An 18,708-nucleotide genomic window follows, 5' to 3' on the forward strand; every position below is an offset into this window, starting at 1 on the left:
CCAATGCACTTTATTCCCATGTAAATCTACTACAATTCCTTCATCATCCTAAAGTGAAATGTAAGTTTGAATGTAGATTTTTCATCGCGTATACTAAAATATAGGTCATAGAGATAAAAAATTAAATACAAGGGGTTTTACAATGAAAGCAATTGTTATAGGAATACTGGCATCATTTTTCTTTGCCTTTACTTTTGTTTTGAACAGGGCAATGGACTTAGAAGGTGGAAGCTGGATTTGGAGTGCATCATTACGGTATTATTTTATGGTTCCAATGCTATTACTTATTGTTATGTATAGAGGGAACTTAAAGCAACTCTTTCAATATATGAAAAACAATCCGAAAGAATGGTTAGTGTGGAGTATCGTTGGATTTGGTCTCTTTTATGCACCGCTTAGTTTTGCTGGAGCGTTCGGACCAGGTTGGCTCGTTGCATCAACATGGCAAATTACAATCGTTGCAGGGATTTTGTTAACACCATTTTTTGCGGTGGATCCACTACATAAAAAACTTCCGATGAAGGAATTAGTAATGTCGGGCATTATTTTATTCGGTGTCGTTCTCATGCAAGTAGAACATGCTTCTTCATTAGGTATTCGTGAAACCGTTTTATGTGTAGTTCCTGTACTTATTGCAGCATTTGCGTATCCTCTTGGAAATAGAAAAATGATGCAAGTTTGTAAAGGGGAATTAGATGTATTTCAGCGAGTACTCGGTATGACATTAGCAAGTTTACCATTTTGGTTTTTATTATCTGGTTACGAAGTATCAACAGGCGGATTACCGTCAAGTAGCCAAGTTTTTCAATGTTTTATTGTAGCAGTTAGCTCTGGGTTAATCGCGACAGTATTATTTTTCTTTGCAACAGATCTTGTGAAAGATGATCCGCAAAAATTAGCAACAGTGGAAGCGACGCAGTCTGGTGAAGTTTTATTTGCGCTAGTAGGAGAGTTGATTTGGTTATCTGCACCAATTCCATCATCATTATCTTGGATTGGTATGAGTCTCGTTATTATTGGAATGATACTTCATAGTTATGTGGCTGTCGTTGTAAAAAAAGAAGAAAAAATAACGGCGTAATGAGATTAGCTCTTTTTATTAAGAGCTAGTCTTTTTTCATAGAAAGGGATGAAAGTATGAATTTACAGTGTGTTAAACAAATTGAGAAAGATTCAATATTAAATGTGCTACAATATGCCGTCGGTCCAAATGAAATAAGCTTAAAGAAAGCAGTAATATTTTATCAAAGTAATAAAGGGACTTTGTACAAATATGAAGAAAAAGCTTGTCTAGGTATTGAAATAATCGGAGAAACTAAAGCACGCATATGTCATATAGCAGTGGCTCCAGATTATCGTCAAAAAGGAATTGCACTGCAAATGATTAAAGAAGTGGTAAGGATATATCAATTGACTTATATAGAAGCGGAGACAGACGATGGGGCGGTAGAATTTTATAAAAGAATTGGTTTTCAAGTTAAAAGTTTAGGAGAAAAATATCCAGGGATAGAAAGACTTCATTGTTACATGGAAAAATAGTATAAAAATATGTATATGGAGTATAGTTTGAAAAAATAGGATTTACATTTTTCTTCATTTCAAAAAAACTCTCGCTCATCATTATCTACGATTTTAATAGAGTTTTGAGGCTTCAGTATAATAATATACATATTTTTGTAGTAATGAATATGATTAAGTTAAAAATTGAGAAAAATATGATAATATATTTATATAAAAGTTTAAATTTACGTGGCTAGTGGGGGAACCAATATGAAAATGAATGAAATAGTAGCAAGTACACAATTTCCAAATACAATCGAAACAATAACAAAAGATTTAAAAGCATTAGGAGTCGAAAAAGGAATGACAATTATCGTTCATTCATCACTAAGTTCTATCGGGTGGATATCTGGTGGTGCCGTTGCTGTAGTAGAAGCATTAATGAAAGTTGTTACGGAAGAAGGAACGATAATAATGCCAACGCAATCTTCGGATTTGTCCGATCCGAAACATTGGTCAAGACCACCTGTACCGGAAGACTGGTGGCAAATTATCCGAGATAACGTCCCAGCATTTGATTCACGTATAACCCCAACAAGGGGAATGGGTGAAATAGTTGAATGTTTTCGTACATATCCGAATGTAGTACGTAGCAATCATCCGTTAGGAAGTTTTGCTGCATGGGGAAAACATGCAGTAGAAATAACAATGAACCATTCGTTATCAATGAGCTTTGGAGAAGAATCTCCATTAAGAAAAATATATGATTTAGACGGGTACGTATTATTAATTGGTGTTGGATATGATTCCAATACGTCTGTTCATTTATCCGAGGTGCGTTCTGGTGCATGTGAGTTAATACAAGTAGGAGCACCTATTATAGAAAACGGTGAAAGAGTGTGGAAAGAGTTTGTTGAAATGGATTACGAATCTGAGAAGTTTGTAGAAATTGGTGTGGAGTTTGAGCGAGAAGGAACTGTAAAAAATGGGAAGATAGGGAATGCAACGTGTCGTCTAATGAAACAGCGTGATATAGTTGACTTTGGAACAGAATGGTTTCGTAAGAAAAATTAGTAAGGGATGGTTACAATGAAGGGGAAAAAGGTATTAATTACGAGCGGTGGTTGTCTAGAAAAATGGGATCAAGTACGCGGGCATACGAATATGGCCAAAGGTACAATCGGAAGGATAATCGCAGAAGAACTTCTAGCTAAAGGGGCACATGTTATATATTTACACGGTTATTTTGCGGAGAAACCGAGTGATGTACATAGAGGGTTAGAATTACATCCATTTGAAGGAATCGTTGATTTACAAGATAAAATGAAAAGTATCATATCACATGAAAAGGTTGATGCAGTCATTATGGCAGCGGCTGGATCAGATTGGATTGTAGAGAAAATTTGTGATCAAGATGGTAATGTTCTTAATATGAACGGAAAAATTTCAAGTGATATAGCACCGATTATTCACTTTCAAAAGGCTCCAAAGGTATTAAAACAAATAAAAGAATGGGACCCAGAAACAGTACTTGTTGGTTTTAAACTTGAAAGTGATTTAAATGAAGAAGAACTGTTTGAAAGAGCAAAAAATAGAATGAAAGAAGCAAGGGCGAATGTAATGATTGCGAATTCACCACATTCTTTATATTCGCGCGGGGCTGTGCATTATGTAATTGGACAGGATGGTAAAGGAAAGTTGTGTAATGGGAAAGATGAAACAGCGAAAGAAATTGTCAAAAGCTTAGAGGTATTATGTAATCGTGTCACTGCTTTTTAAAATTAAGTTTTTAGATGAGAATGAATCCGCATAGTAATAAGTAAGCGAAACTTTAATTGGTGGGAATTTTACTTTTACACGAATGTGAAGCGTATACCAATCAAGAGCTATACACAGAATAATTGGTGAGGAGTGGATTCTATGGAACATTTATTAAAGCAAGCTATTAAACTTAGAAATGAAAAGAAATATGCGCAGTCTAAAGAGATGCTTATAGGATTAACAAACTTTACAAAGGATGCAGAAGTACTGTATCAGTGTGCGTGGATACATGATGTAATGGGGCTAGAAACAGAAGCAGTTCCGTATTATGAGCAGGCAATCGCAAATGGACTTGATGGCGAATCGCTTTGCGGTGCTTATATTGGTTTAGGAAGTACATATCGTTGTATAGGGGAATATGAAAAGGCAATTACAGTATTAGAAGCTGGGGTGAAAAAATTTCCAGAGAACGCTCCGATGAAAGTATTTTTATCATTAGCAAAATATAACGTAAACGATCACGAATCAGCGATGAAATTATTACTTGAAACTGTCGTGAAAGTAGAGGAAGTAAAAGAATTTGAACGTGCCATTTCATTTTATAAAGACCATTTAAATGAGGTTTTTAAATAAAGGAGTGAACGTATGAAGGTTACACTATCACGAAGGCGAAAAGGTATTTGGATTGGACTCGTCTCTTTAATTATGCTATCAAACTATTTATTGTATGCCCTTCCAATTGTACCAGTTGCGCCGAAAGAAGTTGTGCTTGGGTCATTATTAGATTGCTTGTTTGTCATTCCAATCATCACATATTTCTTCATTATTCGAAAAAGATACTCGTTAACATATATAGTTCCTGTTGTAATAGCTGGTTATATTTTTGCAAGATTTATTATTCCAAGTGATTATTTACAAGCTTTTTCATTCATCTCTTATATTATTGCTGCGGCTGAAATTGCATTTGTAGGTCTAGAATTATTCCTTCTCTATAAAATTGTTAGAGTGCTTCCTAAAATAATAAAAAAATATAAAGAATATAGAAGAGAAAATTATTCCTTTTCTTATGCAATTGATGCAGCGTTTGACGCTACTATGAAAAGAGGTAAGTTAATAGATGTCATTCTAACAGAGTGTAAGTTAATCTATTATGCGTTTTTATCGTGGCGTGAAAAAGTACCAACAGGTAAATCTGTATACTCATATCATAAAAAGACTGGTGCTATAGGTGTGTATATCATGATTATTCACGCAACAGCAATTGAAAGCATTGGTTTTCATTATTTACTACATCAGTGGAATCCAGTAATAGCATGGATTTTACTTATTTTAAATGTATACGCGATGATTTATTTTATAGCTGAAATACAAGCGATGCGCAAAAATCCACTTGTCGTAACAGAAGAACAAGTAATCATTCAAATCGGATTAGGAAAGAAAATTGTTATGCCATTTACACAAATTGATAATATTGCGTTCTACAAGGGTGAATTGCTAACGGCAAAAGAAGGGAAGCAGGTATTGGATGCAACTGTTATGGAGTTCATAAAAGAACCTGCTACTTTTGAAATAACATTAAAAGAGCCAGTGAAAGCGCAGTTGTTATACGGCTTTTCTAAAACAGTAAGTCGTGTTTACTTAAATGTTGATGAAGAACGAAAATTTTATGATGCGGTTAAGGAAAAGTTAAAACATGAGTAATAGTACTGTTAGTTGCATGAAAACAAATGAGTTTCCGTTAGAAGTGAAAAAATATGAAACATGGATAGTGAAAAACTCTTTCTAAATAAGAAGGAGTTTTTATTATGTACTTGTATAAATCATTATATAAAAAACTATACACTTCTTTATCACTACATAAATAGATATAATTGAGGATAGAACTAGCATAAGGGGAAACAAAATAATGAATAAGTTACTTACATCGAAAATTGAAATTATAGAAAGAAAAATCCGGTATAACTCAACAATAGTAGATCACAATTGCTTATTACTTGAAAAGCAATCACAAAGTATCGTTTTATTTCACGAGGTGCAGTATTCATTTACAATGACTGCAAATGATACTAAGTTAACAATCCCAAAAGGGAGTTATACAATCGCATATTACTGGAGAGATCGTCCGTACAATTTATACGTATGGAGAGATATAAAAGGAAAGTATTTAGGTTCCTATTTTAATATCGTAAAAAACACACAAATAAAAGATGAAGTGGTTTCCTTTGAAGATTTAATCATCGATATTATGGTACTTCCAAATGGAGAATATTTCATATTGGATGAGGATGAATTACCAGAACCATTAGGAAATTTCGAAGGTGGTTATGTGAAGAAAGCTCTTTATGAATTAAAAGAAATCATTCAAAAAGAGCTTCCACCAATAGTTTTGGAGACAGCCAGGGTGCGGAGGAAATAAAATTTAATTACATAAATATTTTGAATGGAAATGAGTAGTCTCAAGTTATATGATCTAACTTTTTTGATAAATCTAAGGTTAGTAGCATATCTCTTGAGATTACTCTTTTTTTGTAGAAATTTCGTCGCTTAGTTATTAAATCGATTTTAAATTTATGAAATAATATTGACTGAATCAAGTTCAGTCGTTTATGATTGAATCAGATTCAGTCGTGGTGAAAACATTGTAGGAGATGACGTATGAAAAGAATATCAAAAGAACCAGATGTAAGACGCCAAGAGTTAATGGATATTGGTTTTGAACTATATATGAAAAATGGTATGAAAGGATTTGGCATAAAAGATGTTGTGAATCATGCAGGTGTAGCAACGGGCTTATTTTATTATTACTTCAAGTCTAAAGAGAATTTTGTTGATGAAGTTTTAAATGACTGTATTGTGAAAAATATGGAGTTAATTGAAGAAATACTTGTTTCAAATGAACGGTCTGTCATGCAAAAGATGAAAGATTCACTAGATATATTTTGGACATTTATTGAAAAGTTAGCACCCTATAAAAATGTGAGTTCGTTTCAGACGGAACAACATTTTCAACTGGAACAGAAATTATTCGCACGTATGCAACCGTTAATTAGACAAGTAATTGAAGAGGGAGTAAACATAGGGGTTTTTTATACTGATAACTCATTATTAGCTTCTGGGTTTATTCTATACGGTCTTAGCAGTATTGCTCATTCAGAAGTAAAGTTGAATCTAGATACAAAACATGAAATGGTTAATTTAGTATTAACTACACTACGATACAATCAAAAGGAAGGAGAAAGTTTATGAAAATTATTATCGATGGAAATAATATCTCACAAGAGCAACTTATAAAATGGAAAAGAGAACGGATAAAAAAAGTATTATATATATTAGGACATAAAGAGCCTGAAATAAATGATACAGACGTCATGATAAAACAGCTAACGGAAATAAAGTTGCGATATACATACAATGAAATGTACGAAAAGTTGAAATCAAAACTTAGATTAAGTGCAATAGGTATGCGTATCTGTACTCTTTTATCTGGCGATAGACGAAAATTTTCAAAAACTAGTATTTATTTAGATGGGATTACAGCAGAAGAAGCCATACATGGAATTGATAGTTTGATGCTTGAACAATCACGTGAAAATAACAAAGTGAATTTATCTGCTTGTCCTGATCACTATGTACTAAGACCCTTTGGGGAAAATGAATTAGAGGTTATCGAAACTACTGGTAATTCTCCGTTTCCAGTTCAATTTTTCATTGTTTTTGGTGACGAAACCGGATTGAAAACACCGAGAGATAAATCTTATCAATACCAATCAACAGGTGTTGCACGTATGAAAGATGGTACTACTATTGGTGGAGTTCGACATCAATTTAAAGATACTGATACAGGGATAGAAGTAAGTCTAGTTGTTGAGTTCCCAGCCCTTTGTCCTAATAGTCTAATTAAATCCCATCAAATGCATTTAGCGTGTGAGTTTTCTTATTGGTTACAGTGGATTAAAGATCAGAAAAAATAGTAAGTAAACGTCGTTTAAATAAACAAAAGTAAAATGTTCAAACAAATCATATGTATGTTTTAATAAAACCTAGTTGACTTATCGGAAATATTTGTATAATATGTACTTAATTCCATAACGTATTGCTGATTGGAGAAACCAAAGGCATTTTATCAACAGATAAAATGCCTTTGGTTTTTTTATTGCACAAATACTGAATCTGTTCATTTATATGAATCATTTTAAGGAGGGAAAGAAATGACTGTTTCAATTGATGGGGTATCAAAATATTTTTTGAAACAAACTGGTACGGTTCAAGTGCTAGAGAATATTAATTTTCAATTAGAGGAAGGGGATTTTGTTACAGTAATTGGTCCGAGTGGGTGCGGAAAAAGTACATTACTAAAAATTGTTGCAGGTCTAGATAATGATTTTGAAGGTGAAGTTGTTATTGACGGGGAGCCTATCTTAAAAACGAGCAAGAAACAAGGTTTTATTTTTCAAGAACATAGGCTTTTTCTATGGTTAACAGTTGAAGAAAATATAGCGGCAGATTTGTCGTTAAAAGATAAGTATGTGAAAGATAAGGTGAGAGAATGGGTTGAAATCGTTCGGTTAGATGGCTTTGAAAAATCGTATCCGAAAGAAATTTCAGGCGGGATGTCACAACGTGTTGCGATAGCGAGAGCGTTATTAAGAGATCCAAATGTATTATTACTTGATGAACCTTTTGGAGCGCTGGATGCTTTTACTCGAAGTCATTTACAAGAAGTATTGCTAAATATTTGGGAGCAGAAGAAAACAACAATGATATTCGTTACACATGATATAGACGAAGCGATATATCTTTCAAACCGAATCATCATTATGAGTGCAAAACCAGGGAAAATACATAAAGTGATTGAAAATAATTTGCCTTATCCGCGAAATAAAACTTCTCAATCGTTCCAACAACTTCGAACGAAAGTATTACAGCAGTTTGAATATGGAGGGTTGATTCAAACAAGTATATAGGAAAAGGGTGATTTTATATGTATAAAAAATTTAAAATTCTTTCTTTTGCTTTAGCTATATCAGTATGTTTATTAGGATGTGAAAAAAGTACAGCAAGTAGTAAGAAAGAAGATGTAACAATACAAATTGGTATACAGCAAGGGTTAAGCCCGCTATTACTAGCAAAGAAAAAGGGGTGGTTTGAAGAGGAGTTTAAAAAAGAAGGAGTTAAAGTGAAATGGACAGAGTTCCAAAGTGGACCTCCTTATTTTGAAGCAATCGCATCAAACCGATTAGACTTTGGTGAAGTAGGGAATTCTCCAGTCATTTCAGCGCAAGCAGCAGGTATTGGATTTACCGAAATCGCCAATACAAGTTATGCGAGAAAAGGAACTGGAATTCTCGTTCAAAAAGATAGCAAGATTGCGAGTGTAAAAGAGTTAAAAGGTAAAAAAATTGCAGTAGCAAAAGGAAGTAGTGCCTTTAATTTATTGTATCGAGCACTTGATAAAGAAGGGATTGATGCAAAAGAGGTAAATGTCATTCAATTACAACCAGATGAAGCGCAGCCTGCATTTGAATCAGGATCAGTAGATGCATGGGCGATTTGGGACCCTTTCATATCATTACATACGTTAAATAAAGGTGCGAAGGTGATTGCAGACGGTGAAACATTAAATGTCTCTTCACCAGAATTTTTAATTACGAGAACAAAATTTGCGAAAGAACATCCAGAATTAGTTGAGAAATTCCTCAAAGTTTATGAGAAAGCACGTGTATGGCAAGATGCTAACTTAGATGAAGCAATAAAAGTATATACTTCTGTAAAAAAGATAGATGCGGAGATCGTAAAAGAAGTGTTTAATCACGACAAACCAATTTTAGTTCCGGTAACGAAGGAAATAATAGCAGAACAACAAAAGACAGCGGATTTTCAATATAAGCTCGGTTCTATAAAGAAAGAAACTAAGGCGGAAAAAGTTGTAGATAATTCTTTCGTAGAAAAAGCATTGAAAGCGAAGTGAAAAGAGGTTTTGTAAAGTGGAAAATACGAAAGCTGTTATGAAACCAGCGAGTATAACGATTGAGAAAAACAGAGTTAAGAATGTGCGAAAGTTAAATGTAAAAGTTTTAGTAAGGGCAATTACTATACCGGTTATTATATTAATAATTTGGCAGTTAGCTGGCGTATTCGGTCTTGTTTCTAAAACAGTTTTACCAACACCATTAGATATTTTTTTAGCTTTCCAAGAGCTTATTAAAACAGGAGAGTTATTCGGCCATTTAAGTATTAGTGTATTCAGGGCTGCGGCTGGTTTCTTTATTGGTGGGGGCTTAGGAATCATTTTAGGAACGATTGTTGGATTTTCAACGAGAAGTGAGCAATATTTAGATCCATCTGTGCAAATGTTAAGAACTGTACCTCATCTAGCTGTTGCGCCACTTTTCGTATTATGGTTCGGTTTTGGTGAAACATCGAAAGTGTTATTAATTGCAGATGGTGCATTTTTTCCTTTATACGTAAACGCATTTTTAGGTATTAGAGGTGTGGATTCAAAGTTATTTGATGTAGCGAGAGTGTTAGAGTTTAGCAAAAGAAAACTAATTACGAAACTCATTTTACCATCTGCATTGCCTAACCTTTTACTAGGAGCAAGGTTATCGTTAGGTGTTGCATGGGTGAGTTTAGTAGTAGCAGAACTTATGGGATCTACAGAAGGTATTGGTTATATGATTATGGATGCAAGGCAATTTTCAAATACAGATATCGTATTTGTCGGCATAATTATCTTTGCATTTGTTGGGAAGTTTTCTGACTCTCTAGTACGTTTACTAGAAGCGAAGTTTTTAAGATGGCGAGATAATTTTAAAGGTGAGACTGGGAATTAACATATAAATTATTAGGGGTAATTTATATAGAATGTGTTAGTATACGATTCAAAATAAATAAGGGGTGTGTAAAGGCATGGAATTATTATGGTTTATTCCGGCTTATGGAGATGGTCGATATTTAGGAACGACAAAACGAGGAAGAGCAGCTGAATATGGTTATTATAAGCAAGTTGCTGCGGCAGCTGATTATTTAGGATATACGGGTGTTTTACTTCCAACTGGTCAAGGATGTGAAGACCCTTGGGTGTTAGCTTCAGCTCTTGCTGCTGAAACAGAAAAACTAAAATTTTTAGTAGCAGTGAGACCAGGACTAATGTCCCCTACAGTTGCAGCGAGGATGGCATCTACATTTGATAGAATTTCAGATGGGAGACTGCTTATTAATGTAGTAGCTGGAGGAGATCCAGTTGAACTACAAGGAGATGGATTATATCTTGATCATGATGAAAGGTATGAAGCAGCGGATGAATTTTTAAAAGTTTGGAAATCGACATTGCAAGGTGAAACGATCTCTTTAGAAGGAAAACACATTCAAGTTACAGATAGTAAAGTTGTATTCCCACCAGTTCAAACGCCATATCCTCCTATATATTTTGGAGGATCATCAGCTGCTGGAAAAGAAGTAGCAGCTGAACATAGTAATGTATATTTAACGTGGGGAGAGCCGCCAGAGCAAGTAAAAGAAAAAGTAGAAGAAGTAAGAAAACTTGCAGAAGAGAAGGGGCGTACAGTCCGATTTGGCATTAGATTACACGTAATTGTAAGAGAGACAGAAGAAGAAGCATGGGAAGAGGCCGAACGTTTAATTCAATATGTGGATAATGAAACAATTGAGCTTGCTCAAAAGACATTTGCAAGATATGATTCGGTTGGTCAAAAACGGATGACACATTTAAATAAAGGTACGAGAGAGTCGTTAGAGATAAGCCCTAATTTATGGGCTGGTATCGGACTTGTAAGAGGTGGGGCAGGTACTGCACTTGTAGGCGATCCGCATACAGTAGCAGAAAGGATAAAAGAATATGAATCGTTAGGAATTGATACGTTTGTTTTATCAGGATATCCGCATTTAGAAGAAGCGTATGAAGTGGCAGAATTGTTATTCCCATTATTGAAAGACAAGAAGAAAGAAGAAAATAAAATTGTTGGTGAAATGATTGCTGATGCATATGCATTAAAAAAATAGTGAGAAATAAAGTTTCACTTATTTATTGCTTCATTTTGTTTACTGCCTGTTAATAGGGTATAAAAAATCCGCAAGTTATTCGCTTGCGGGTTTTCATCGTAAATTATTAGAAAATATGGTAAAATCAAAGGGTAACTTAAGGTGCGGTTGGTTGTTCAATTATCACTTCTCCGAGTAGGAGGGGGGTGATAATACGTGAGTGAAATAGCGTTGCTACTGCAGGGTGGACTGTTTCTCGTTGCATTGTTAACGTTCGTCGTCGTTTTAATAGACAAGCTCAAAAAATAACAACCCACCTATGCCTATAGAATGTGGGTTGTTTTGTTTGTAAGAAACAAATAGGATAAATGAACAATCCAATCTGCTAAGTTACGTGGACTAGTGTGTAGCCGCACACTAGTCTTTTTTATTTATATACAATTTATAATTGGTTTATGTGATTGTATTGTTCTTTTCATACTCATTATAACACAGTGTCTTTTCATCAAGAAAGGAGACCGTATGTTCTGGTATCTATTATATAGTAGGTGCTTTTTCTTTGAACAGCCCATCCATATACTGTTTTAAACTTTGGACATAAAATTTCTGTGTATTCACATTATTTACACCGACAATGGGTGATGGAAGGTCAAATCTTTTTTCTGATAAATGAACGACAACATCAAAGATGTCAAACAAGCGAATGAAGCAAAACAGACCGTCTTTATCGCTAAGTAAAATAAAGTAATGATTTTCACTACTTGTATTTAGCGTATTCCATAAAGAACTTTTGCTTAAATCACGTACAATGCTTTTTTCTTTTAGTTCCACGAAATCTGCATTTGAGAGAATGGTAGAGATATCAATTGCATCTTGATCTTCAAAGTAGCCATCAACTGCTTGTACAGCGAATGTATAAGCCATTTTTAATATACTCATTTTATATTTACGGTTATCTAATAGTAATTCACGTTGAATAGAACTCGCTACTTTCGTTACACGTTCCTCTTTCCAAATTTCATTATGTAAGGAAATATCGTGCTTTTTACATAGTTTCATAATTAATGCATTAGAATAAAGAATTTCGTCGCTTACTTCGACAACATCAGTCTCAGCAGCCGCAAGTTCCTCACCGTGCTCATTCGTATAGAGTGGGGAATCAATTTGTCTTTTCATTTGTTCAATCTTAAATTGACTCAATTTATGCCTAATTAAAGGACGATCAATATTTGTTGTCATTTGTTCATGACAAGTATCACAAATTGAGTTTGTGAAATAATATCCACATAATATTTCTGGAATGACATATTGTTCACTAAGTTCTTTCGTATCTTTTCTGCAAATGATGCATTGTGTCATTTTTATCACCTTTACCTGCAAATTTGTATGTAATCTCATTGTAGTGTATTTATTGGTATTTTGGAATATTGTAAAGGAAAATATTATGTGAAATTCATACTTATTTTGGTACAATGAAGAGAAGTGCTAGTTTAAAGGAGGCCATTTTTTTGAAATCAAAAGTGCACTTTTGGACATTAGAAGTGCTAATGGTTGTAGGAATCATATTTATTTGCACAAAAATATCATTTTTATTTCAACCGATTGGTATCTTCATATCAACATTATTTTTCCCAATCTTAATCGCGCTTTTTTTATACTTCATATTTAATCCTGTATTAATCTTTTTGGAGAATAAAAAAGTACCTAGAAATTTAGCGATATTGCTGTTATATCTTTTTATCATAACATTAACTGCGGTTGGCGTTGGAGTAGTTGTTCCTACGATTTCACAACAGCTAATGGACTTAGTAAAAAATATGCCAGGCTACATAAAAGAGGGAAAAGTATACATACAAGAATTATCACATCATAGGTTGTTTGAATGGTTATCTACACAAAACTACGTTTCCATTGAAACAATTGAAAAAAATGCGATTGAATACTTAAAAGATATACCAAATACAATTACGTCGAGTGCAACGGCTTTATTTGGTATTATCACGAACGTTGCATTAGTTGTATTTACTGTACCGTTCATTTTATTTTACATGTTTAAAGATGGACATGCCTTTCCAGGAAAAGCGGTAAGTTTATTACCAGAATCTTACCGTGAAGAGGGGCTTCGTATCATTAAGGAAACGAACGAAACATTATCTGCATATATTCAAGGGCAAGCGCTCGTTTGTATATTTGTAGGTGCGTTTACTTTTATCGGTTATTTAATTATTGATTTACCGTACGCTTTCGTTTTAGGAATTATCGCAGCATTTACAAACATCATTCCTAACTTAGGTCCATTTATCGGGGCAGCACCAGCTGTTATTGTAGGACTGTTCGTATCTCCGATGCAAGCCTTATACGTAATTATTATCGTAACAATTGTACAACAGTTTGAAAGTAATATTATTTCACCACGTATTATGAGCTCGAAATTAAATATTCATCCACTAACAATTATTATTTTAATTTTAGGGGTAGGTAACTTTGCGGGAATTATCGGAATGATTTTAGCAGTACCAGTTTATGCAGTAACAAAAACAGTTGTTTCGAACTTAGTGAGATTGTTTAAGACGAAGAGAAGTAACCGAAAATAGTAAAAACTGAGGAAGATACACCGCTTTTTAAGTGGTGTATCTTTTGTTTATAAATAAATAATTAAAAGTGGGTTAATTTGATTTTATTATATATTTTTTATACATCAAATTCAGTGATAAACTTGTGTGGTATAAGCTCTATAAAACTATGTGGAATCCCTCTGAACTATCCAAATCATTTCCTTACAGCGTGCTATCAACATCATAATCGACTCCTTTCAATTCCATATAGTTAAACGATTAAAGGTGAGTGTAGTATTTGCTTCTACGATCTCGAATTTCATTAATAACTTGTTTATATTGTCTTTCTTGTTTTAATTCATTTTGAGATATTGTTTCTTTTTGAATGGTAATGGTTAAAAAGAAAAGGTGAAACTTCATATGTGAATTCCTCCTTTCGAATTGGAATTACAGATGACTACAGTAATGACTTTGTCTTTCTTTTACAGAATTCATAGCCTGATTAATTTGTCGTTCATGAAGCATTTCAGACTCAGAAAATTTATTTTTTTGAATGGTAATGGTTAAAAAGAATACTTTAAATTTCATAAAATAATTGCCCCTTTATAAATGATTTAGAAAAAACGAGTGTAATAAGAAATTATAGGTGACTACAGTAATGACTTTGTCTTTCTTTTACAGAATCCATAGCCTGATTAATTTGTCGCTCATGAAGCATTTCAGACTCGGAAAATTTATTTTTTTGAATGGTAATGGTTAAAAAGAATACTTTAAATTTCATAAAATAATTACCCCTTTATAAGTGATTTAGAAAAGACGAGTGTAATAAGAAGATTGGCGCTCTTTTACTTCGTCCATAATGCTTTGGATGTGTTGTTCACGTAAAATCTCTTTCTGTGAAAACTTACGTTTTTGAATGGTGATGGTTAAAAAGAATGCTTTAAATTTCATGAATATATTACCCCTTTAAAATATATTTTTAATACATTTGAGTGTAGTATGAACTTTTAATGTCAGTTATTTTATCAGTCAGTTGTTTTAACTGTTGTTTACGATTGATTTCAGTTTCAGATAAAGTATGTTTTTGAAGCACAGTCGTAAAAAAGAAAATATGAAAAGTCATAAATGAATTCCTCCTTTCAAAAAGGAATTACAGGTGATCACAGTAAAGTGCTTGGCGCTCCTTAACATCATTCATAGCTTTTTCAATTTGCTCATTATGAAGAATTTCATCTTTGGAAATTGTATTTCTTTGAATCGTAATACTTAAAAACAATACGCTAATAGTCATTGAATGTTGCTCCTTTCTTAGAAAAATAATGTAAGAGACTAAAAAATCGCGCAAAAAAACCACAGGAAGATACAGTTCTCCTATGGCTGGGCGTGAAAAAGCCACAGGAAAGTATACGACCTCCTGTGGCGAATTTATGAATTAAATGAAATAAAGTACGATTTTCAATTCTCCATTAGGGTGGTCGAATTCATATTTAATTGTCCAGAAAACACAGGTGCAGTTAACGCTAAAGTTAATGCATGTAATTGTAATTTCATCATTTCCTTCGACCTCCTTTTAGAATTTTTTTCTTACGTTAGTAAGTATATACAATTAATGGATAATTGTAAACATAAAAAATGAAAATTTTTAATTTTGATTAAAATGCGTATATTTAAAAAGGGATTTGAAAGTAAATATTGTAATTAACGAAATATCGATAAAAATGGGGGATGCTAAATGAAATATATGCATCATAACATAATCGTTATGCTAACAATTTTTTTATTCATTACGGCTTGTTCTAACGGGGAAAGAATAAAAGATATATATGATGTTAGGTCAGATGATTTTAAGAAATATACTGGGACATACGTTGGTAATAATTCAGATGTGGTTGCAATTATTCATCATTTACCTGGTGGTGGAACAGTTCAAAGTATAAGTTTAGAAAATGAAAATATAAAAGTGAACTATGGTGCAAAAGAGAGTGGAGCTCTTACAGAAGAAATGATTGAGACGTATTGGTTTGATGAGAAAGATACGATGAAGAAGAATTTTCTCTTTAATGCTACCTATCTAGTAATTTTAGTACCAAACGCAAAAGCTTATGAGTTTCAAATAGAAAATAAAAACTTTAAGATAATGAGGGAAGAAATGTTATCAATTTTGCATAGGGAATTCGATGATTTTCCAAAAGAAAAAGATATATGGGATAAAAATAAAGTTATAAAGTTCTTTAACGGCAATGAAGAAAAAATTAAAATGCTTGTGGAAGATAAAGATTTTCGGAAATCTTTATTTGCTAAATATCCAGTGAGCCAGTTGAAATAATGGAGGGGAGAAGATGGAGTTAGTATACAAAATTTCTTATCATAGAATGCAGGATCATTATTTACCTAAATTAGTACAGGCAATTAGGCTCGTTAGTGAAGAAGATTTGTGGAAAAAAGAGACCTCTGTTAATTCAATTGGTGGAATCGTACTACATATTTGTGAACATTTACAGAGAAATACAAGGCGTTATAAGGATCCAAATACAGTTTTTGAAAATGGAATTGAAGAATATTTTCCAGTGAAACAAATAAGCTCTGAAGCTTTGTTAAAAACTGTTGAAGAAATATTTGATGAGTGGGGCAAAGCATATATACAGGTCTGGGAAGAAAAAAGGCATATTGATCTTCAAAGTCTATTACATTTGGTTGAGCATACAAGCTATCATTTAGGGCAAGTAGTAGATCGTACAAAATGTATTGAGGGACAACAGTTTAATTTTTGTCAAAATGGTATAAATGAAAAGAATTTGAGAACAAGAGTTGAAACTTCGAATTTTTAGAAAGAGAGACATTCTTAATTGAATGACTCTCTTTTTTGTAAAAGAAATTTATGGAAAAAAATAATTCTATGTGATATGGTTAATTACATAAGTAATGAACCTATGAACCTAAGGTGGTGAAAATGTGAAGCCGACTCTAGAACAAAATAAATTAATATACATACAAATTGCAGAAACGATTGAATCTGATATTTTAAAAGACATATTGCTTGAAGAAGAACAAGTTCCATCGACAAATCAATTTGCGAAGATGTTACAAATAAATCCGGCTACCGCAGCTAAAGGGGTGAATGTATTAGTGGATGAGGGAATTTTATATAAAAAGAGAGGGATCGGGATGTTTGTTGCAAAAGGAGCAAAAGAAGTTGTACTAAAAAAAAGACAAAATACTTTTATGACTGAATATTTACCTAAAGTGTGGGAAGAAGCGAAAGTACTAGAAATATCAAAAGATGAATTGATGGATATGATCCAAAAGATTACGAAGGAGGGGAAAGAGGGATGATTGCACTTGAAACGAAAGATGTAACGAAAAAGTATAAAAAGAAAATAGCTGTAAATGAAGTAACGATTTCATTGGAAGAGAATAAAATATATGGTTTGCTTGGAAGGAACGGAGCAGGGAAAACGACTTTATTAAATTTACTAGCAGGACAAATTACTTCAAGTAGTGGAAGTGTATCAATATTTGGTGAAGATGTTTTTGAAAATAGTAAAGCGATGCAAAATATTTGTTTCGTTAGAGTAAAAGAAGAGTCTCATTTAAGTTATAGCGTAAAAGAAATTTTTAAGATATGTAACATGTTTTATAAAAATTGGGATCAGAAGTTTGCTGAAGAACTGGCGGGTAAATTTCAGCTTAATATAACAGAGAAATACCATAAACTATCTCATGGCATGCAAACAGTTGTAGGAATTATTAAAGGGTTAGCAAGCAGAGCGACAATTACTATTTTTGATGAACCAACTACAGGATTAGACGCAGCACATCGTGAGTTATTTTATAGTTTACTACTAGAAGATTACGGGGAGTATCCCAGAACAATTATATTATCAACACATCTGGTAGAAGAAGTAACCCATGTTATTGAAGAAGTAATTATCATAAAAGAAGGTGCACTTGTTGTTCAATCAACAGTGGAAGATTTATTGCAACAAGGTCATATTATTTCAGGGCAAAAAGGTAAAGTGGAGGAGTTCTTGATTAATAAAAAAGTTATAAATAAAGAAATTTATGGGAATAAAGGTATTGCTGTTATATGGGAAGAGCTTTCTAATGAAGATTGTTACTCTCTTGAAAAAGAAGGTTTAGTAATTGATAGAATTACATTACAAAAACTATTTATTCACATGACTGGTGGTGAAGTGGAATGACGATGTTAATGAAACAATTGAGGTTACATATAAATTTTCATTATAAAGCAATTTTAATATTTTGGATTGTAGCTTTATTAATAAAAGGAGCTTTATATGCTGCTCATTTAAATGAAGCGAAAGTTGGTTATTTACCCGAAATTATCAATAATCCTTCAATTGCAATTATGATTTTTATAGTAGGGAGTGTTTTCATTGTTCAAGATGATTTATTTCGTTTAGCAGTTTCATTTGGTATAACGAGAATACAATATTTTATCGGAGCGATTTGTTATATTGTGTTGCAATCCGCATTGTTTTCATTCCTTCAAATACTATTTTTACAAGATATAAAATATAACTTAGTAAATGTTAACTTTGGAGAGCAATTAATACAACAGTTTATTTTACAATTTTTATTTTATGTTACGATAGCATGTTTCTTTCAAGTAGTAGTAATTTTTAAGCAAAGATTTCAATGGATTGGTCTCATGATTGGTGGGTCGCTTTTCCTTTCAACAAATAGTGTGCTGTATGGAGAAGTAGGGATAAAAGGATTGTTATTTACAAATGATGTATCTTTAATAGATATCCCTTATTTTATTGTTATTTCAATTGGATTAACAATTCTTTATATCATAACTAGTAGTATATTTATTCGTAAAGTATCATTTGAACGAACAGTTTAAAATAGTGATAGATTATTTTTT

General features: G+C 32.9%; 27 protein-coding genes. 20 read left to right on the forward strand and 7 right to left on the reverse strand.

The features are described 5' to 3' along the window. Positions 1–142 precede the first annotated feature (142 nt). The 14 genes from ACTFSL_RS04435 to ACTFSL_RS04500 all read left to right on the forward strand — a co-directional run bounded on the left by ACTFSL_RS04435 (position 143) and on the right by ACTFSL_RS04500 (position 11,571). Positions 143–1,081, forward strand: coding sequence for a DMT family transporter (locus tag ACTFSL_RS04435; RefSeq protein WP_000644594.1), 939 nt, complete (start codon positions 143–145; stop codon positions 1,079–1,081). 56 nt (positions 1,082–1,137) lie between these two features. Next, positions 1,138–1,539, forward strand: coding sequence for a GNAT family N-acetyltransferase (locus ACTFSL_RS04440; protein ID WP_001053116.1), 402 nt, complete (start codon positions 1,138–1,140; stop codon positions 1,537–1,539). A gap of 231 nt (positions 1,540–1,770) precedes the next feature. Then, on the forward strand, positions 1,771–2,574 hold the full coding sequence (locus ACTFSL_RS04445; RefSeq protein ID WP_119683560.1) for an aminoglycoside N(3)-acetyltransferase: 804 nt from the start codon (positions 1,771–1,773) through the stop codon (positions 2,572–2,574). A 15-nt stretch (positions 2,575–2,589) separates the two neighbouring features. Next, a complete protein-coding gene (locus ACTFSL_RS04450) occupies positions 2,590–3,279 on the forward strand; it encodes a phosphopantothenoylcysteine decarboxylase domain-containing protein (protein ID WP_000676726.1) in 690 nt (229 codons plus the stop codon). A 141-nt stretch (positions 3,280–3,420) separates the two neighbouring features. Next, positions 3,421–3,894, forward strand: a complete 474-nt coding sequence (locus ACTFSL_RS04455) for a tetratricopeptide repeat protein (protein ID WP_000400636.1) — start codon at positions 3,421–3,423, stop codon at positions 3,892–3,894. Between the two features lie 12 nt (positions 3,895–3,906). Continuing rightward, entirely contained in the window at positions 3,907–4,962 is a 1,056-nt protein-coding gene (locus tag ACTFSL_RS04460) for a hypothetical protein (RefSeq protein ID WP_119683559.1), read from the forward strand. Positions 4,963–5,167: 205 nt separating this feature from the next. After that, positions 5,168–5,677: a DUF402 domain-containing protein gene (locus ACTFSL_RS04465; protein WP_001037883.1), complete on the forward strand. Its 510-nt coding sequence runs from the start codon at positions 5,168–5,170 to the stop codon at positions 5,675–5,677. Between the two features lie 239 nt (positions 5,678–5,916). Continuing rightward, on the forward strand, positions 5,917–6,507 hold the full coding sequence (locus ACTFSL_RS04470) for a TetR/AcrR family transcriptional regulator (RefSeq protein WP_000822621.1): 591 nt from the start codon (positions 5,917–5,919) through the stop codon (positions 6,505–6,507). Next, positions 6,504–7,232: a hypothetical protein gene (locus tag ACTFSL_RS04475; RefSeq protein ID WP_000691330.1), complete on the forward strand. Its 729-nt coding sequence runs from the start codon at positions 6,504–6,506 to the stop codon at positions 7,230–7,232. Before ACTFSL_RS04470 ends, ACTFSL_RS04475 begins: the two co-directional genes overlap by 4 nt. Before the next feature lie 237 nt (positions 7,233–7,469). After that, a complete protein-coding gene (locus ACTFSL_RS04480) occupies positions 7,470–8,225 on the forward strand; it encodes an ABC transporter ATP-binding protein (RefSeq protein WP_440041252.1) in 756 nt (251 codons plus the stop codon). A gap of 17 nt (positions 8,226–8,242) precedes the next feature. After that, positions 8,243–9,229, forward strand: coding sequence for an aliphatic sulfonate ABC transporter substrate-binding protein (locus ACTFSL_RS04485; protein WP_060852027.1), 987 nt, complete (start codon positions 8,243–8,245; stop codon positions 9,227–9,229). Between the two features lie 16 nt (positions 9,230–9,245). Continuing rightward, positions 9,246–10,094 carry an ABC transporter permease gene (locus ACTFSL_RS04490; RefSeq protein WP_000432128.1) on the forward strand — a complete coding sequence of 283 codons (849 nt, stop codon included), beginning with the start codon at positions 9,246–9,248 and terminating at the stop codon, positions 10,092–10,094. Between the two features lie 76 nt (positions 10,095–10,170). After that, complete coding sequence (gene ssuD, locus ACTFSL_RS04495) at positions 10,171–11,283, forward strand: FMNH2-dependent alkanesulfonate monooxygenase (RefSeq protein WP_000422246.1); 1,113 nt, start codon at positions 10,171–10,173, stop codon at positions 11,281–11,283. 195 nt (positions 11,284–11,478) lie between these two features. Then, positions 11,479–11,571 (forward strand): putative holin-like toxin, encoded by a 93-nt coding sequence (locus ACTFSL_RS04500; RefSeq protein ID WP_001289320.1) that lies wholly within the window; start codon positions 11,479–11,481, stop codon positions 11,569–11,571. Positions 11,572–11,799: 228 nt separating this feature from the next. On the opposite strand, the gene ACTFSL_RS04505 is transcribed toward ACTFSL_RS04500, so the two are convergent. Beyond that, positions 11,800–12,621 (reverse strand): HNH endonuclease, encoded by an 822-nt coding sequence (locus ACTFSL_RS04505; RefSeq protein ID WP_000189709.1) that lies wholly within the window; start codon positions 12,619–12,621, stop codon positions 11,800–11,802. A gap of 149 nt (positions 12,622–12,770) precedes the next feature. Here ACTFSL_RS04505 and ACTFSL_RS04510 point away from each other — a divergent pair, with 149 nt between their 5' ends. Next, a complete protein-coding gene (locus ACTFSL_RS04510; protein ID WP_000837892.1) occupies positions 12,771–13,856 on the forward strand; it encodes an AI-2E family transporter in 1,086 nt (361 codons plus the stop codon). A gap of 240 nt (positions 13,857–14,096) precedes the next feature. On the opposite strand, the gene ACTFSL_RS04515 is transcribed toward ACTFSL_RS04510, so the two are convergent. Genes ACTFSL_RS04515 through ACTFSL_RS04540 form a run of 6 tightly spaced genes read right to left on the reverse strand, consistent with a single transcriptional unit; the run spans position 14,097 to position 15,108 of the window. Next, entirely contained in the window at positions 14,097–14,237 is a 141-nt protein-coding gene (locus ACTFSL_RS04515; protein WP_000668498.1) for a YrzI family small protein, read from the reverse strand. A 27-nt stretch (positions 14,238–14,264) separates the two neighbouring features. Continuing rightward, positions 14,265–14,405, reverse strand: a complete 141-nt coding sequence (locus ACTFSL_RS04520; protein ID WP_000669806.1) for a YrzI family small protein — start codon at positions 14,403–14,405, stop codon at positions 14,265–14,267. A 52-nt stretch (positions 14,406–14,457) separates the two neighbouring features. Then, positions 14,458–14,598 carry a YrzI family small protein gene (locus ACTFSL_RS04525; RefSeq protein WP_000669805.1) on the reverse strand — a complete coding sequence of 47 codons (141 nt, stop codon included), beginning with the start codon at positions 14,596–14,598 and terminating at the stop codon, positions 14,458–14,460. A 26-nt stretch (positions 14,599–14,624) separates the two neighbouring features. Then, positions 14,625–14,768 (reverse strand): YrzI family small protein, encoded by a 144-nt coding sequence (locus ACTFSL_RS04530; protein ID WP_440041253.1) that lies wholly within the window; start codon positions 14,766–14,768, stop codon positions 14,625–14,627. A gap of 28 nt (positions 14,769–14,796) precedes the next feature. After that, positions 14,797–14,940: a YrzI family small protein gene (locus ACTFSL_RS04535; protein ID WP_000142712.1), complete on the reverse strand. Its 144-nt coding sequence runs from the start codon at positions 14,938–14,940 to the stop codon at positions 14,797–14,799. Between the two features lie 27 nt (positions 14,941–14,967). Continuing rightward, on the reverse strand, positions 14,968–15,108 hold the full coding sequence (locus ACTFSL_RS04540; RefSeq protein WP_000156193.1) for a YrzI family small protein: 141 nt from the start codon (positions 15,106–15,108) through the stop codon (positions 14,968–14,970). A 441-nt stretch (positions 15,109–15,549) separates the two neighbouring features. Between ACTFSL_RS04540 and ACTFSL_RS04545 the strand changes: the two genes are divergently transcribed. From ACTFSL_RS04545 to ACTFSL_RS04565, 5 genes are all read left to right on the forward strand, one after another. Then, positions 15,550–16,143, forward strand: a complete 594-nt coding sequence (locus ACTFSL_RS04545) for a DUF4825 domain-containing protein (protein ID WP_440041255.1) — start codon at positions 15,550–15,552, stop codon at positions 16,141–16,143. Between the two features lie 13 nt (positions 16,144–16,156). Continuing rightward, positions 16,157–16,645 carry a DinB family protein gene (locus tag ACTFSL_RS04550; protein WP_000424637.1) on the forward strand — a complete coding sequence of 163 codons (489 nt, stop codon included), beginning with the start codon at positions 16,157–16,159 and terminating at the stop codon, positions 16,643–16,645. A gap of 124 nt (positions 16,646–16,769) precedes the next feature. Beyond that, positions 16,770–17,150 (forward strand): GntR family transcriptional regulator, encoded by a 381-nt coding sequence (locus ACTFSL_RS04555; RefSeq protein ID WP_000805185.1) that lies wholly within the window; start codon positions 16,770–16,772, stop codon positions 17,148–17,150. Continuing rightward, positions 17,147–18,019, forward strand: coding sequence for an ABC transporter ATP-binding protein (locus ACTFSL_RS04560; RefSeq protein ID WP_000560921.1), 873 nt, complete (start codon positions 17,147–17,149; stop codon positions 18,017–18,019). The genes ACTFSL_RS04555 and ACTFSL_RS04560 overlap by 4 nt, the downstream gene beginning before the upstream one ends. After that, positions 18,016–18,687: a DUF4052 domain-containing protein gene (locus tag ACTFSL_RS04565; RefSeq protein ID WP_000178200.1), complete on the forward strand. Its 672-nt coding sequence runs from the start codon at positions 18,016–18,018 to the stop codon at positions 18,685–18,687. The genes ACTFSL_RS04560 and ACTFSL_RS04565 overlap by 4 nt, the downstream gene beginning before the upstream one ends. Positions 18,688–18,708: the final 21 nt, after the last annotated feature.

The organism is Bacillus cereus group sp. MYBK108-1, assembly GCF_051917185.1.
Taxonomy (GTDB): Bacteria; Bacillota; Bacilli; order Bacillales; family Bacillaceae_G; genus Bacillus_A; species Bacillus_A cereus.

Excerpts from the sequence above, each read along its gene's own strand:
- ACTFSL_RS04530 (WP_440041253.1), bottom strand. The coding sequence starts at position 14,768 with ATGAAATTTAAAGCATTCTTTTTAACCATCACCATTCAAAAACGTAAG.
- ACTFSL_RS04450 (WP_000676726.1), top strand. The coding sequence starts at position 2,590 with ATGAAGGGGAAAAAGGTATTAATTACGAGCGGTGGTTGTCTAGAAAAA.
- ACTFSL_RS04480 (WP_440041252.1), top strand. The coding sequence starts at position 7,470 with ATGACTGTTTCAATTGATGGGGTATCAAAATATTTTTTGAAACAAACT.
- ssuD (WP_000422246.1), top strand. The coding sequence starts at position 10,171 with ATGGAATTATTATGGTTTATTCCGGCTTATGGAGATGGTCGATATTTA.
- ACTFSL_RS04550 (WP_000424637.1), top strand. The coding sequence starts at position 16,157 with ATGGAGTTAGTATACAAAATTTCTTATCATAGAATGCAGGATCATTAT.
- ACTFSL_RS04435 (WP_000644594.1), top strand. The coding sequence starts at position 143 with ATGAAAGCAATTGTTATAGGAATACTGGCATCATTTTTCTTTGCCTTT.
- ACTFSL_RS04445 (WP_119683560.1), top strand. The coding sequence starts at position 1,771 with ATGAAAATGAATGAAATAGTAGCAAGTACACAATTTCCAAATACAATC.
- ACTFSL_RS04505 (WP_000189709.1), bottom strand. The coding sequence starts at position 12,621 with ATGACACAATGCATCATTTGCAGAAAAGATACGAAAGAACTTAGTGAA.
- ACTFSL_RS04440 (WP_001053116.1), top strand. The coding sequence starts at position 1,138 with ATGAATTTACAGTGTGTTAAACAAATTGAGAAAGATTCAATATTAAAT.
- ACTFSL_RS04545 (WP_440041255.1), top strand. The coding sequence starts at position 15,550 with ATGAAATATATGCATCATAACATAATCGTTATGCTAACAATTTTTTTA.
- ACTFSL_RS04540 (WP_000156193.1), bottom strand. The coding sequence starts at position 15,108 with ATGACTATTAGCGTATTGTTTTTAAGTATTACGATTCAAAGAAATACA.
- ACTFSL_RS04565 (WP_000178200.1), top strand. The coding sequence starts at position 18,016 with ATGACGATGTTAATGAAACAATTGAGGTTACATATAAATTTTCATTAT.
- ACTFSL_RS04485 (WP_060852027.1), top strand. The coding sequence starts at position 8,243 with ATGTATAAAAAATTTAAAATTCTTTCTTTTGCTTTAGCTATATCAGTA.
- ACTFSL_RS04560 (WP_000560921.1), top strand. The coding sequence starts at position 17,147 with ATGATTGCACTTGAAACGAAAGATGTAACGAAAAAGTATAAAAAGAAA.
- ACTFSL_RS04515 (WP_000668498.1), bottom strand. The coding sequence starts at position 14,237 with ATGAAGTTTCACCTTTTCTTTTTAACCATTACCATTCAAAAAGAAACA.
- ACTFSL_RS04475 (WP_000691330.1), top strand. The coding sequence starts at position 6,504 with ATGAAAATTATTATCGATGGAAATAATATCTCACAAGAGCAACTTATA.
- ACTFSL_RS04535 (WP_000142712.1), bottom strand. The coding sequence starts at position 14,940 with ATGACTTTTCATATTTTCTTTTTTACGACTGTGCTTCAAAAACATACT.
- ACTFSL_RS04520 (WP_000669806.1), bottom strand. The coding sequence starts at position 14,405 with ATGAAATTTAAAGTATTCTTTTTAACCATTACCATTCAAAAAAATAAA.
- ACTFSL_RS04525 (WP_000669805.1), bottom strand. The coding sequence starts at position 14,598 with ATGAAATTTAAAGTATTCTTTTTAACCATTACCATTCAAAAAAATAAA.
- ACTFSL_RS04455 (WP_000400636.1), top strand. The coding sequence starts at position 3,421 with ATGGAACATTTATTAAAGCAAGCTATTAAACTTAGAAATGAAAAGAAA.
- ACTFSL_RS04465 (WP_001037883.1), top strand. The coding sequence starts at position 5,168 with ATGAATAAGTTACTTACATCGAAAATTGAAATTATAGAAAGAAAAATC.
- ACTFSL_RS04460 (WP_119683559.1), top strand. The coding sequence starts at position 3,907 with ATGAAGGTTACACTATCACGAAGGCGAAAAGGTATTTGGATTGGACTC.
- ACTFSL_RS04470 (WP_000822621.1), top strand. The coding sequence starts at position 5,917 with ATGAAAAGAATATCAAAAGAACCAGATGTAAGACGCCAAGAGTTAATG.